Annotated in this window: 13 protein-coding genes; 7 read left to right on the plus strand and 6 right to left on the minus strand. The window is 71.4% G+C overall.

What is annotated here, in order from left to right:
* Positions 1–63 precede the first annotated feature (63 nt).
* The 6 genes from OG598_RS18730 (at position 64) to OG598_RS18755 (ending at position 5941) form a co-directional block, all read left to right on the plus strand.
* The gene (locus OG598_RS18730) at positions 64–1260 is read left to right on the plus strand and encodes a thiolase family protein (RefSeq protein WP_328650376.1); all 1197 of its coding nucleotides are present in this window, start codon (positions 64–66) and stop codon (positions 1258–1260) included.
* Positions 1257–3317 (plus strand): 3-hydroxyacyl-CoA dehydrogenase NAD-binding domain-containing protein, encoded by a 2061-nt coding sequence (locus tag OG598_RS18735; protein WP_328650377.1) that lies wholly within the window; start codon positions 1257–1259, stop codon positions 3315–3317. The genes OG598_RS18730 and OG598_RS18735 overlap by 4 nt, the downstream gene beginning before the upstream one ends.
* Before the next feature lie 171 nt (positions 3318–3488).
* Positions 3489–4346: a hypothetical protein gene (locus tag OG598_RS18740; protein ID WP_328650378.1), complete on the plus strand. Its 858-nt coding sequence runs from the start codon at positions 3489–3491 to the stop codon at positions 4344–4346.
* Between the two features lie 160 nt (positions 4347–4506).
* A complete protein-coding gene (locus OG598_RS18745; RefSeq protein WP_328650379.1) occupies positions 4507–4845 on the plus strand; it encodes an ArsR/SmtB family transcription factor in 339 nt (112 codons plus the stop codon).
* Positions 4842–5318 carry an SRPBCC domain-containing protein gene (locus OG598_RS18750; protein ID WP_238683340.1) on the plus strand — a complete coding sequence of 159 codons (477 nt, stop codon included), beginning with the start codon at positions 4842–4844 and terminating at the stop codon, positions 5316–5318. The genes OG598_RS18745 and OG598_RS18750 overlap by 4 nt, the downstream gene beginning before the upstream one ends.
* Entirely contained in the window at positions 5315–5941 is a 627-nt protein-coding gene (locus OG598_RS18755) for a dihydrofolate reductase family protein (RefSeq protein WP_328650380.1), read from the plus strand. The genes OG598_RS18750 and OG598_RS18755 overlap by 4 nt, the downstream gene beginning before the upstream one ends.
* Positions 5942–6064: 123 nt before the next feature.
* Here the strand turns inward: OG598_RS18755 and OG598_RS18760 are convergent, their stop codons facing one another.
* From OG598_RS18760 to OG598_RS18775, 4 genes are all read right to left on the minus strand, one after another.
* On the minus strand, positions 6065–6484 hold the full coding sequence (locus tag OG598_RS18760; protein WP_328650381.1) for a VOC family protein: 420 nt from the start codon (positions 6482–6484) through the stop codon (positions 6065–6067).
* Complete coding sequence (locus OG598_RS18765) at positions 6481–6885, minus strand: VOC family protein (RefSeq protein WP_328650382.1); 405 nt, start codon at positions 6883–6885, stop codon at positions 6481–6483. The genes OG598_RS18760 and OG598_RS18765 overlap by 4 nt, the downstream gene beginning before the upstream one ends.
* 163 nt (positions 6886–7048) lie before the next feature.
* Positions 7049–8224: a sensor histidine kinase gene (locus tag OG598_RS18770; RefSeq protein ID WP_328650383.1), complete on the minus strand. Its 1176-nt coding sequence runs from the start codon at positions 8222–8224 to the stop codon at positions 7049–7051.
* A complete protein-coding gene (locus OG598_RS18775) occupies positions 8221–8889 on the minus strand; it encodes a response regulator transcription factor (RefSeq protein ID WP_210785180.1) in 669 nt (222 codons plus the stop codon). Before OG598_RS18775 ends, OG598_RS18770 begins: the two co-directional genes overlap by 4 nt.
* Positions 8890–9031: 142 nt before the next feature.
* On the opposite strand from OG598_RS18775, the gene OG598_RS18780 reads away from it, so the two are divergent.
* Positions 9032–10183, plus strand: a complete 1152-nt coding sequence (locus tag OG598_RS18780; RefSeq protein ID WP_328650384.1) for a peptidase C39 family protein — start codon at positions 9032–9034, stop codon at positions 10181–10183.
* Here the strand turns inward: OG598_RS18780 and OG598_RS18785 are convergent, their stop codons facing one another.
* A complete protein-coding gene (locus tag OG598_RS18785) occupies positions 10184–11467 on the minus strand; it encodes an outer membrane protein assembly factor BamB family protein (RefSeq protein ID WP_328650385.1) in 1284 nt (427 codons plus the stop codon).
* Positions 11464–12744 carry an outer membrane protein assembly factor BamB family protein gene (locus OG598_RS18790; protein ID WP_328650386.1) on the minus strand — a complete coding sequence of 427 codons (1281 nt, stop codon included), beginning with the start codon at positions 12742–12744 and terminating at the stop codon, positions 11464–11466. The genes OG598_RS18785 and OG598_RS18790 overlap by 4 nt, the downstream gene beginning before the upstream one ends.
* Positions 12745–12857 lie beyond the last annotated feature (113 nt).

Consider the following 12857-nt stretch of genomic DNA (forward strand, 5'->3'; position numbering starts at 1 on the left):
CTTGTTCCGGTCCGGCGTGCCGCCCGGCGCGAAGGCCGAATCACGGTCGAATAGGAGGCTCAAGTGCCCCGTGAAGTTCGCGACGTCGTCTTCGTCGACGGCGTCCGTACCCCGTTCGGCAAGGCGGGTGGCATGTACGCCAACACCCGCGCCGACGATCTGGTGATCCGCTGCATCCGGGAACTGCTGCGTCGCAACCCGCAGCTCCCCCCGGAGCGGGTCGAGGAGGTCGCCATCGCGGCCACCACCCAGATCGGCGACCAGGGCCTCACCATCGGCCGCACCGCCGCCCTGCTGGCCGGGCTGCCCAAGACCGTTCCCGGCTTCGCCATCGACCGGATGTGCGCGGGAGCGATGACCGCGGTCACCACGGTGGCCAGCGGCATCGCCATGGGCGCGTACGACATCGCCATCGCCGGTGGCGTCGAGCACATGGGCCGCCACCCGATGGGTGAGGGCGTCGACCCCAACCCGCGCATCATCGCGGAGAAGCTGGTCGACCCGTCCGCGCTGGTGATGGGCTCCACCGCGGAGAACCTGCACGACCTGGTCCCGCACATCACCAAGGCGCGCACCGACGCGTTCGCGCTCGCCTCGCAGCAGAAGACCGCCAAGGCGTACGCCAACGGCAAGCTCCAGGACGACCTGGTGCCGATGTCGATCCGCGACGCGGAGGGCGGTTGGGGTCTGGCCACTGTGGACGAGGCCCCGCGAGACACCTCGCTGGAGAAGCTGGCCTCCCTGAAGACCCCGTTCCGCCCGCACGGCAAGGTCACCGCGGGCAACGCGGCCGGCCTGAACGACGGCGCCACCGCGAGTCTGCTGGCCGACGAGGCCACCGCCCGCGAGCTGGGCCTGCCGGTCGCCATGCGGCTGGTGTCGTTCGGCTTCGTCGGAGTCGAGCCGGAGGTGATGGGCGTCGGCCCGATCCCGTCGACGGAGAAGGCGCTGCGCCTCGCCGGGCTCAGCATCGACGACATCGGCCTGTTCGAGCTGAACGAGGCGTTCGCCGTGCAGGTGCTCGCCTTCCTCGACCACTTCGGCATCGCCGACGACGACGCGCGGGTCAACCCGTGGGGCGGCGCGATCGCCATCGGTCACCCGCTGGCCTCCTCCGGCGTACGGCTGATGACGCAGTTGGCTCGCCAGTTCGCCGAGCACCCCGAGGTCCGGTACGGCCTCACGGCGATGTGCATCGGCATCGGCATGGGCGGCACTGTCATCTGGGAGAACCCGCACTGGGAGGGTGGCAACAAGTGAAGGCACCGAACGAGGTCGTCACCCGGGCGCTGCTGCGCCAGGTGAACGTGCCGGGGCTGGACCGGCCCGCCGCCCTGATCACGCTGGACAACGGCTTCGACCACACCAAGCCGAACACCTTCGGCCCGGGTGGCCTGGCCAGCCTGGACGAGGCGATCACCGCCGCGCTCGCCGCCGACCCGGCGTTCATCGCGGTCACCGGCAAGCCGTACATCTTCTGTGTGGGCGCGGACATCGTGGGCCTGCCGCAGCTCGCCGACCGCGCGCAGGCGCTGGAGATCGGCCGGCTCGGCCACCGGGTCTTCGCCCGGCTCAAGGACAGCAGCGTCCCCACCTTCGCGTTCGTCAACGGCGCGGCGATGGGCGGTGGCCTGGAGCTGGCGCTGCACTGCCACTACCGGACGCTCTCCGGCGGCGCGGCGGCCCTCGCGCTGCCCGAGGTCTCCCTCGGGCTGGTGCCCGGCTGGGGCGGCACCCAGCTGCTGCCGAACCTGATCGGCATCCCCGCCGCGACGCAGGTGATCATCCAGAACCCGCTGATGCAGAACAAGATGCTCAAGCCCAAGCAGGCGGCCGAGCTGGGCATCGCGGACATCCTGTTGGAGCCGGCGGACTTCCTCGAGCGGTCCCTGGAGTGGGCCGCCGGCGTGGTCCGGGGTCAGGTCACAGTGACCCGGCCCGAGGTCGACAAGGACATGTGGGCGGGCGTGCTCTACTTCGCCCGGGAGACGCTGAACCAGCGGCTGCACGGCGCGGTCCCGGCCGCGTACAAGGCGCTCGATCTGCTGGAGACGGCGAAGGACGGCGACTTCGCCGCCGGCACCGCCGCCGAGGACGAGGCCCTCGCGGACCTGGTCTTCTCCGAGGAGCTGCGCAGCGGTCTGTACGCGTTCGACCTGGTGCAGCGGCGGGCCAAGCGACCTGCCGGCGCACCGGACAAGGGCCTGGCTCGCACGATCACCAAGGTTGGCATCGTCGGCGCGGGTCTGATGGCCAGCCAACTGGCGCTGCTGTTCGCCCGACGCCTCCAGGTGCCTGTGGTGATGACCGACCTCGACCAGTCCCGGGTGGACAAGGGCGTCGGCTACGTGCACACCCAGATCGAGAAGGCCGTCACCAAGGGCCGGATGGACAAGGGCACCGCCGCCAAGCTGTACGGCCTGGTCAGCGGCACTGTCGACAAGAGCGCCTTCGCCGACGCGGACTTCGTCATCGAGGCGGTCTTCGAGGACCTGGGCGTCAAGAAGCAGGTCTGGGCCGAGTTGGAGAAGATCGTCTCTCCGGCTGCGGTGCTCGCCACGAACACCAGCTCGCTGTCGATCACCGAGATGGCCGCCGAGTTGGAGCACCCGGAGCGGGTGGTCGGCTTCCACTTCTTCAACCCGGTGGCGGTGCTGCCGCTGTTGGAGATCGTCCGGGGCGAGCGCACCGACGACGTCACCCTGGCCACCGCGTTCGCCGTGGGCAAGCAGCTCAAGAAGTCGAGCGTGCTGGTCAAGGACGCTCCGGCGTTCGTGGTGAACCGGCTGCTCACCCGCTTCCTGGGCACCGTCTTCGCCGCCGTCGACGCCGGCACCCCGCTGGACGTGGCGAACAGCGCACTGGACCCACTGGGCCTGCCGATGCGTCCGCTCGCCCTGCTCCAGCTGGTCGGGCCGGCCGTCGCGTACCACGTGGGCGGCACCCTGCACGCCGCGTACCCGGACCGGTTCGGGGTCAGCGAGAACCTCAAGCGGATCGCCGACTCGGGCCAGCCGCTCGTGGTCGACGACCAGATCAACGAAGAGGTCGCCAAGCTGCTCGTGGTAGGTGACCAGCCGCTGACCGCCGAGCAGGTACGCCAGAACGCCCTCGACGCGCTCGCGCAGGAGATCCGGCTGATGCTGGACGAGGGTGTGGTCGCCGAGGCGCAGGACATCGACCTGTGCATGATCCTGGGCGCCGGCTGGCCGTTCCACCTGGGCGGCGTCACGCCGTACCTGGACCGGACCGGCACCTCCGAGCAGGTCACCGGCCAGCGGTTCCTGCCGCCGGGCGCGGCGAGCCTGCCGGCCTGACGAGATCGCAGCACCGCAGTCGCGGTGGTCGGACCGTCCCTGGTGGACGGGCCGGCCACCGCGACCGTTTGTGATCAGACGACCGCGTGGTGCGGGTTTCCGCGGGGACGACGGCGGACGCCGCGCCGGGTTAGGATCACGCGTTTTGCACCCCCATCTTGGAGCTGACTGATGTCCCAGCCGCCGGCCAATCCCTACGGCCCGCCGCACGATTCCCCCGACCCGTCGCAGCAGCCGGGCCAGCAGCCTGGCGGCTGGCCGCCGCCGCAGCAGGGACAGCCGCAGCAGCCCGGTGGTTTCCCACCCGCGCCGTCGGGCTTCCCGCCCGCGCAGCCTGGTTTCCCGTCCGCGCAGCCTGGTTTCCCGTCCGCGCAGCCTGGTTTCCCGTCCGCGCAGCCGGGTCAGCCGTACGGTGACCCGAACCTGGCCGGCGGCCCTCCCCCGGCGAAGAAGTCGAACGTCGGCAAGATCGTGCTGATCGTGCTGGCAGTGGTGCTGGTGCTCTGCGTCGGCGGCGCGGCGATCACCTGGCTCGTCGTCAAGGACGACGTGGGCGCCGTGGTGGACGCCAGCAAGACCCGGGTCGTCGCGCCGGCCACCCTTGCCGGCCGGCCGAAGCTCACCACCCCGGAGCTCCAGTCGGCCGCCGACCAGGCGGTCAGCGGGATGAAGACGGCGGCGGGGAACGAGACGAGCACCGTCGCCGCCTTCTACGGTGACCCGACCAAGCAGGACCTCGTCATGATCACGGGCGTGTCCGGGCTGCTGTCGGACCCGAAGAAGGAGCTCGACTCCTATGTGGACGGCCTGTCCAAGCAGCTGACGGTGGACAAGATGACGGCGGTCGACGCCGGCCCGCTCGGCGGCGAGGCGCGCTGCGGCGACGGCAAGGCCGAGACTGTGCCGCTGGGCATCTGCGTCTGGGCCGACCGGGGCAGCCTGGGCATGGTGGTGATGTACTTCAAGTCCGCCGACCAGGCGAAGGCCGAGTTCACCACGATCCGGGGCCAGGTCGAGCAGCAGTCCTGATCCGTACGAGACCGGGGCCCCGGCCACCCTCGGGTGGCCGGGGCCCTGCTGCTTTCTGAAGCGCGTCGACCGGCCGCCGTCGTTACGGCAGCCACCCCCCTGAGGCCCGCCAATACTTTGCCCTTGCGCTAAGTGTCACCGCCGGGGAACACTTAGCCTCATGGCACAGTATTCGGCGCAGCTCGACGGCGTGTTCGTCGCCCTCGCTGACCCGACCCGGCGCTGGGTCATCCGACGCCTCGGCCACGGTCCGACGAGCGTCGGCGACCTCGCCCGCGAATGTCCGATGACCCTTCCCTCGTTCATGAAGCACGTACAGACGCTCGAGTCGAACGGACTGATCCACACGACCAAGTCCGGCCGGGTGCGCACCTGCGTGCTCAACCGCGAGCGCCTCGCCGTCGTCGACGACTGGCTCGCGGAGCAGCGCCGGATCTGGGAAGAGCGCACGGATCGCCTGGAACGCCTCGTCACCGATCAGCAGGAGAACCAGCAATGAATCCCGACCTGGACCTGACAATGGCGCGGGTCATCCGCGCCCCTCGCGCCGCCGTATGGAGCGCCTGGACCGACCCGTCCCGCTTCGAGAAGTGGTGGATACCGGCGCCGGCCCTGTGCCGCGTCGATCGCCTGGACGTCCGGCCCGGTGGCGCACTCGTGACCCGGCTGAGCGACGACGGGGTGGAGTTCGTCCCGCACCTCGACGCGTGCTTCCTCGTCGTCGACGACCTCGAACGGATCGTGTTCACCAACGTGATCGACAGCTCCTGGCGGCCCGCGAACCCCACCCCGGTTCCGATGACCGCGGAGATCACCATGAAGGACCATCCGGACGGCACGGACTACCGGATCATCGTCCGCCACGGTGATCCCGCCGCTCGTGACCTTCACGAGAAGATCGGCTTCGCGGACGGTTGGGGCTCGGTCACCGAACAACTCGCCGGGCTCGCCGAGAGCCAGGGGGCGCTGTGAAGATCGTCCTTACCGAGTTCGTCACTCTCGACGGCGTCAGCCAGGGGCCCGGCTCGCCGACCGAGGACACGAGTGGCGACTTCAGGGTGGGCGGCTGGCTCGTGCCCTACCTGGACGAGGTCTTCGTCCGCCGCACCTCTGACTGGTTGGGTCTCGCCGACGGTCTGCTGCTCGGACGGCGGACCTACGAGGCGTTCGCTCGCGACTGGCCGCAGATCACCGACCCGAACGATCCGTTCACCGAACGGATGAACTCACTACCAAAGTACGTCGTGACCAACACCCTGGCGGAGGGTAGTTGGCACCCGACGACGGTGCTCCACGGCGACCCGATCCACACCGTCGGGGAGCTCAAGGCGCAGCCAGGACGGGAGCTCCAGATTCACGGCAGCGCACGACTTGGCAAGGCTCTGTTGTCGGCTGGCCTCGTCGACACACTCCGACTCGTCGTGGCCCCCACTGTGGCCGGTTCCGGGCGGCGGCTGCTCGACCAGCCGAGCGCGTCCGTCGGCCTCCGACTGGTTCATCACGAAGCGACGGCGAAGGGCCTGCTTCTGCTCGAGTACGAGCATGTCGGCGCCGCCCCAGTGGCGGAGTACGAGGGCGCGACAGCCTTCGTCTAGTCACCCGCGCCACGGCACGACCCGGCCACGGACTGAATCTCGCGGCCAGGTTCCGCCCCGACAGCGTGGAACCGGGCACCGGCCACGCGAAGGTGGCCGGCGCCCGGTGCCGTACGTCGACGGTCAGGCCGGTTCGGAAACCGCTGCCGCAGCCCGCGCCGCTGCCGCCGCCGCCCGCTCGGCCGCGTTGCCGAGCACGCAGAACTCGTTGCCCTCCGGGTCGGCGAGCAGCACCCAACCACCGCCGGTCGGGCCGACGTGGTCGGCGACGAGCGTCGCGCCGATGCCGAGCAGTCGCTCGACCTCCTCGGCCCGGGTCCGGTCGGCGGGTTGCAGGTCCAGGTGCAGCCGGTTCTTCACCGTTTTGCCCTCGGGCACCGCGATGAACAGCACCTCCGGGCCACCCGGCGGCAGGAGCATCGCCTCCGGGTCGCCGGGGAAGTCGTCGGGGTGCCGTGGGCAGTCGAAGACCTGCGCCCAGAAGCCGGCGAGTGCGTACGTGTCGGAACAGTCGATGCTGATGTTGTGGATCGTCGAACTCATGCTTGGTCCTCCTCAGTGGTGTCGACCCGCTCCCCGGCGCTGCGGACCACGCAGAACTCGTTCCCCTCCGGGTCGGCGAGCACCGCCCAGCCCGTCCCGTCGGCGCGCCGCCGGTCGGTGACCATGGTGGCCCCGAGGCCGAGCACCCGCTCGACTTCCTCGTCGCGGGTCCGGTCGACCGGTTCCAGGCAGATGTGGACCCGGTTCTTTGTCACCTTGTCCTCGGGCACCGCTTGGAAGAACATGTTCGGCGTGGCACCGTCCGGCGGCAGCACTGCAGCTTCCGGGTCACCCGGAACGTCCTCCGGGAGCCGGGCGTAGCCGAGCACCGCCGACCAAAAGCCGGCCAGGGTGTACGTGTCGTGGCAGTCGAAACTGATGTTGCGGATCCGTGGATACACGGCTGGTCACTCCATCTTCGGATGGGGACGCTCCGCCGCCCGGGGTCAGCCTGCGAGGACCCGGGGTGCGGAGCCTTGACTGATGGACATCGACGCACCCCCCTTCGCTCAACGAGCTGACCCGGCGATCTTGCCATCGGCCGAGCGGGGCGCGCAACCCCGATCAGCCGGCGGCGGACACCGTTCCGGGCACGGCCCGGGCGTCCGACGACGGCAGGGTGACAGTGACCTCCAGGCCACCGCCGGGCTGCGCGACCACCCGTACGGTGCCGCCGTGCGCGGTGCAGACCGCCCGGACGATGGACAGCCCCAGACCGGAGCCACGGGCCCCGGTGCGTTCCCGGCCACCACGGCGGAACGGCTCGAACAGCCCCGGCACGTCGGCCTGGTCCACCTCGAAACCGGTGTTCCCCACCACCAGCCAGGACCGGTCACCGTCAGTGCCGGTACGCACCCACAGCCGACCGTGCAGGTGGTTGTAGCGGACCGCATTCTCGATCAGGTTTCCGGCCAGCCGGTCGAGCAGCCCAGGGTCACCGACGACCGGCGCGGACTCCAGTGACGTCTGCACCCGCAGGCCGATCCGTTCCACCTCGCGGCGCATCGCCGACAGCGCGTTGGCGGTGCCCGCGGCGAGGTCACACTCGGTGCGCCGGCCCAGCTGCCGCCCGGCCTGCGCCTCGCTGCGCGCCAGTACCAGCAGCGCGTCCACCAGGCCGTTTGCCCGCTCGGAGGCGTCGCGGACCACTGTCGCCATCCGTCGGTACTCGGCGGTGTCCGCGTCGTCGTCGCTGAGCGTCACCTCGATCTCCGTGCGCATCACGGCGAGCGGGGTACGCAGCTCGTGCGAGGCGTTCGCCACGAAACGCTTCTGTGCCTCGAAGGCGGACGCGATCCGGTCCAGCATGGCGTCGAACGTCTTGGCCAGCTCGGCCACCTCGTCGTCGGCGCCCGAGTAGCCGATCCGCTGGTCCAGGGTCGCCTCACCGAGCCGCTGGGCGGTCGCCGTGACCTGGTGCAGTGGGCGCAGCGCCCGACCGGCCACCGCGTACGCGCCGGCCACCCCGACCACGCTGATCGCCAACAGCGCGACCAGCCCCTTCGCCAGCAGCTCCCCGGAGGCGGCATCGACCAACTGCCGCTGCCACTGGGCGGCGTCCATCTGCCGGCCGTCGGAGAGCAGCACGATAGTGCCGGGCACCAACTCGTCGGTGGGTCGCAACGCGTCGCGGACCAGCAGCCAGGCCAGCAACACGAGGATCGCTCCGGCCCCGATCAGCAATACCCCGTTGAGCAGCGTCAGCCGCAGCCGCAGGGTGGGTCGCAACCGGCGGCTCATGCGCTCACCTCGGCGGTGCGGTAGCCCGCCCCGACCACCGTCTCGATCAACGGCGGGTCACCGAGCTTCTTGCGCAGCGTCATCACCGTGACCCGGACGATTGTGGTGAACGGGTCGGTGTTCGCGTCCCAGACCCGTTCCAGCAGCTCCTCACTGGAGACCACCGCGCCGCGTGCCTTGAGCAGTTCGCAGAGCACCCCGAACTCCTTGTTGGTGAGGTCCACCGGCACCCCGGCGCGGGTGGCGACCCGGCGGGCCGGGTCGAGCACCAGGTCGGCCAGTTCGAGCACCGGCGGCGCGGCCGGGGTGGCCCGCCGGCCCAGCGCCTGCACCCGGGCGACCAGCTCGTCGAAGGCGAACGGTTTGGGCAGGTAGTCGTCCGCGCCGAGCTGCAACCCCTCCACCCGGTCGGCCACCGTGCCGCTGGCGGTGAGCATCAGCACCCGGGTCAACGCGCCGGAGGCCGCCAGGTCGGCGCAGATCTGGTCACCGTGCACACCCGGCAGGTCGCGGTCGAGCACCACCACGTCGTACCGGGTGATGAACGCCGCCTCGTGGCCGGCGTCGCCGTCGTACGCCACGTCGACCGCCATCCCCCGCTTGCGCAACCCCCGTGCGATCGCGTCGGCGAGGTTGCGCTCGTCCTCGACCACCAGTACCCGCATCCCGGCCTCCTCGCTGCTGACCACCGACAACCTAGTGCCGGCCGGCAACCATCGTCCCTCGCCGTCCGCGCCGGCCGGCGTTGCGGGCCACCGCGGCGTACGCGATGCTGGCCGGCGGTATCGAGCGACGGACGGACCTGGCATGACCACTGCGGCACCACCCACCCGGCGAGACATCGCCTACCGGGGTTTCCACCTGCCGGCCGACACGACCAGCGGCAGCGGCGACGGCCTGCTCGCCAACGGTCGAGGGCTCGCCCTCGACGGCGGCGACGAACGGGGCACCTGGACGACGCCGCCGGTGCCTGTCGGCTTCGCCGTCGCCGAGGTGGTGCCGTCCTGGACGGCCGACACCCCGGACGGCTGCTGGATCGAGGTCGACCTGCGCGGCTGGCACGAGGACGCGCCCAGCACCGACTGGTACCGGCTGGCCCGCTGGGCCGACGGCGACCACACGGTACGACGCACCTCGCTGCCCGGACAGCGCGACGGTGCCGCCCGGGTCGACACCGACACCCTGATCGTCACCGGAGCGACGGTCACCGGTTGGCAGGCGCGGGTGACGTTGCGCCGGCCCGCCGGCAGCCCGACCGGCCCGGTGCTGCGCAGCATCGGCGCGGTCGCCACCGGCCCCACGACGGCGCAGCACTGGTACGCGGGGGAACCCGTCTCGTCCGCTGCCTGGGGCAGGGTGCTGGACGTGCCCCGCTACTCGCAGCGGCTGCACGCCGGCCAGTACCCGCAGTGGGGCGGCGGCGGGGACTCCTGGTGCAGCCCCACCTGCACCTCGATGGTGCTCGCCTACTGGGGCGCCGAGCCGACGCCGGACCACTACGCCTGGGTGGAGCCGTCCGGTCCGCGTCCGGTGGTGGTACACGCCGCCCGGCACTGCTACGACCACGCGTACGCCGGGGCCGGGAACTGGCCGTTCAACACCGCGTACGCCGGTCTGCACGGGGTGGACGCGTTCGTCACCCGGCTGCGGTCGCTGGTCGAGGCGGAGGCGTTCGTCGCCGCCGGCATCCCCCTGATCGTCTCCGCCGCGTTCCGGGCCGACGAGGTGCCGGGGCTCGGGTACGACACCGGAGGGCACCTGATGGTGCTGGTCGGCTTCACCGCCGACGGCGACCCGGTGCTCAACGACCCGTACGCCCCGGACGACGACGCCGTCCGTCGCACGGTGCCCCGACAGGGGTTCGAGGCGGTCTGGCAACGCGGCAGCGGTGGGGTGGCGTACGTGCTGCGACAGGCGTCGGTGCCACTCCCCCCGCCGCCCACCCAGGCGAACTGGTGATCAGTCGGTCAGTTTCCAGAGCTGGTACGAGCCGGCCGCGGTGGCGGTGCACACCAGGTAGCCGGTGATCGCCTGACACTCCCCGGTGGCATCGGGCAGCACGTCCACGATGCGCACCTCTCCGGCGGCGATGTCCAACTCGCCGACGAGCACCCCACCGTCGGGAGGCCGACGTATGCCGACCAACCGGCCGCCGACACCGAGTTGGTACAGCTCCCATTGGCCCAGGTCGGCCAGTTGCCGGCCGGTCAGCGCATCGAGGACGACGTACTGCTCCGACGGACCGATACCGCTGATGTTGGCCATCAGCCGGCCGTCGGCAGCCCAGGCCCACCCCCACTGGCTGCTGCGCCAGCGCACCTCCCCGGTTGCCGGGTCGAGCGCCTGCAGTTCGTTGTTGCCGGTGCGCACACACAGGACGGGGCCACAGTCCAACGCGAAGTCGACGTGCAGCCTGGCGCGGGTCCAGCGGGGCACAAGCTGGTCCAGCCCGTACGCGGTGACAGTGCCCGAGCCTCTGTCGATGGCCAACACCAGGTCCTTCGTCAGGTCCAGTCCGATCGGACCGCCGTCCGGTGGGCGCAGGTCGGCGCGCGCCAGCACCGTGCCGGTGATCGCGTCGCGTACCTCGACCGGCCCGTCCACCTGGTTGAGCACCACCCGGTCCACCCCGAGGCCGGTGCCGCGCACCTGCACGTCGGCCCTGATTCCGGAGAGCTGCCAACGCACGGTGCCGCAGCACGGATCCACGGCGCGCAGACTGGTCGGGTAGGTCTCGCCGCCGCCGCGCAGCAGCAGGTTGCCGTCGGTCAGCTTGGAGGCGATGCCCGGCTGCTGCCACCGGTACGCCCCGGTCGCCCGGTCCAGTGCGACGGTGAGTGTGTCCCGGCCCTCCGGGCCGATCTCGTACCCGGTGGCGAGCAGCGTCCCGGCCAGCGGAGTCAGCCCCCAGTACCGGGCCTCCGCCGACAGCGGCGCCTGCCAGACCGGCTCGCCGCCGGGCAGCCGATACGCGGCCAGCCGCGCCTGCCGCGTTCCGGTGCCAGCCGGCTCCATGACCAGGAGGAGGTCACCATCGATCATGACATCGGACCCGGGCCGGCCCGGCAGCGTCAACGGGGCCGGCCGGGGCGGTACGACGGCGGAGGCGGCGAGCGTGACCAGCGCGAGCACCACGACCAGCGCGCAGCGCAGCGGGCGACCATGAGCGCGAGGTGGGCGGGGCGTCGACTCCGGGCCCCTGTCGTCCCGCAGGTCGCCGAGGTCGATCACCGAGCCGGTCACCGCGTCAACCTCCACAGAGCTGTCGTGCCGTCGAGGCGCTGGCAGAGCAGGACCGGCAGGGACGCCTGGCAACTGCCGGCGATGCCCGGCAGCACGTCGACGATCCGCGTTCGGCCGGCCACCAGGTCCAGTTCGGCGACGACCATCCGACCGTCGTCACCCCGCCGCACACCGACCAGCGGGTCGTCCGGCCCCAGCACCGGCATCAGACTCCACGCGCCCAGTTCGGTCCGTACCTGCCCGGTGGCCGCGTCCCGCACCGTGTACCCCTGGCCGGGCCTGGTCATCAGTAGCCGACCGTACCGGACGTCGGCCAGGACGTCCTGGCCCGGTTCGGACCACCGCACCGAACCGGTGGCCGGGTCGAGCACCTGGAGGCCGCCGATCTGCGGTACCGCGCAGAGCAGACCGCCGCATTCGAGCACATGCGACACCAGCGTCACCTCCGCCGTCCACAGTGGCTGCAACTCGGCCAGCCCGAAGCTCACCAGCCGGGTGCTGCCCGGCGGGACGAGCAGCAGCAGGTCGTCGACGATCTGCACCCGCTGGTACGCCGACCGGTCACCGGGCAGCGTGTCGATGCTGCGCAGCAGCTGGCCGGTGCCGGCGTCGTGCACCTGCACCTCGCCGGTCGGTTGCAGGAGCACGAACCGGTCGACCTGCCCCTCGGGATTGAGGTGGTAGGTGGGGCTGGCGGCCGGCGGGATCGGCACCGACCAGAGCACCAGGCCGGTGTCGGGCTCAACCCCGCTCATCGTGCCCGACCCGTCCTCGCGGCCGTTGGTCACCAGCAGGCCACCGCCGGGCGTCGGTTGGGTACCACCGGGATGCTGCCAGCGTTGCCGGCCCGTCGCGGTGTCGAAGGCGGTGGTCTGGAACAGCCGGTTGGGGGCGTTGACCGCCAACGCCAGCACCAGGCCCCGTTCGACCCGGACGTCGAGGTAGTTACCGGTGCGGGCCAGGGGCGTCTGCCACCGCCGCCGCACCCCGGCGCCGGTCGGTGCCGGCTGGGCGTACGCGGTCAGGTACCGGTCCCCGTCGGGTGTCGGCGGATCGACGACGAAGACGCCGTCCCCGGCCAGGTACGCGGTGGCCATCCGCGATGCCGGCACCACGCTCACCGTTCGCTGCGTCGGCGGCACGGCGCCGGTCAGCACCATCAGGCTGAGAAACAGCACAGTCGCGCTGCGCAGCGGGCGACCGACGGCGCGCGGGCGGTGAACCGGAGGTGCCGACGCGGGCTCGTCGCGAATCTCGCCCAGCTCGATGATCGACAACGACCGTCCTTCCGTCACCAGGTAGGGCTGGCCGACGGGTCACCGTCCGGCAAACCGACCGTCAGCGCACCGGCCCGGCAAAAGTGACGGAACCCCGCCTGTACGATGGCGCG

This window comes from Micromonospora sp. NBC_00330 (assembly GCF_036136635.1).
Taxonomy (GTDB): domain Bacteria; phylum Actinomycetota; class Actinomycetes; order Mycobacteriales; family Micromonosporaceae; genus Micromonospora; species Micromonospora salmantinae.

Excerpts from the sequence above, each read along its gene's own strand:
- OG598_RS18740 (WP_328650378.1), top strand. The coding sequence starts at position 3,489 with ATGTCCCAGCCGCCGGCCAATCCCTACGGCCCGCCGCACGATTCCCCC.
- OG598_RS18745 (WP_328650379.1), top strand. The coding sequence starts at position 4,507 with ATGGCACAGTATTCGGCGCAGCTCGACGGCGTGTTCGTCGCCCTCGCT.
- OG598_RS18750 (WP_238683340.1), top strand. The coding sequence starts at position 4,842 with ATGAATCCCGACCTGGACCTGACAATGGCGCGGGTCATCCGCGCCCCT.
- OG598_RS18760 (WP_328650381.1), bottom strand. The coding sequence starts at position 6,484 with ATGAGTTCGACGATCCACAACATCAGCATCGACTGTTCCGACACGTAC.
- OG598_RS18770 (WP_328650383.1), bottom strand. The coding sequence starts at position 8,224 with ATGAGCCGCCGGTTGCGACCCACCCTGCGGCTGCGGCTGACGCTGCTC.
- OG598_RS18775 (WP_210785180.1), bottom strand. The coding sequence starts at position 8,889 with ATGCGGGTACTGGTGGTCGAGGACGAGCGCAACCTCGCCGACGCGATC.
- OG598_RS18780 (WP_328650384.1), top strand. The coding sequence starts at position 9,032 with ATGACCACTGCGGCACCACCCACCCGGCGAGACATCGCCTACCGGGGT.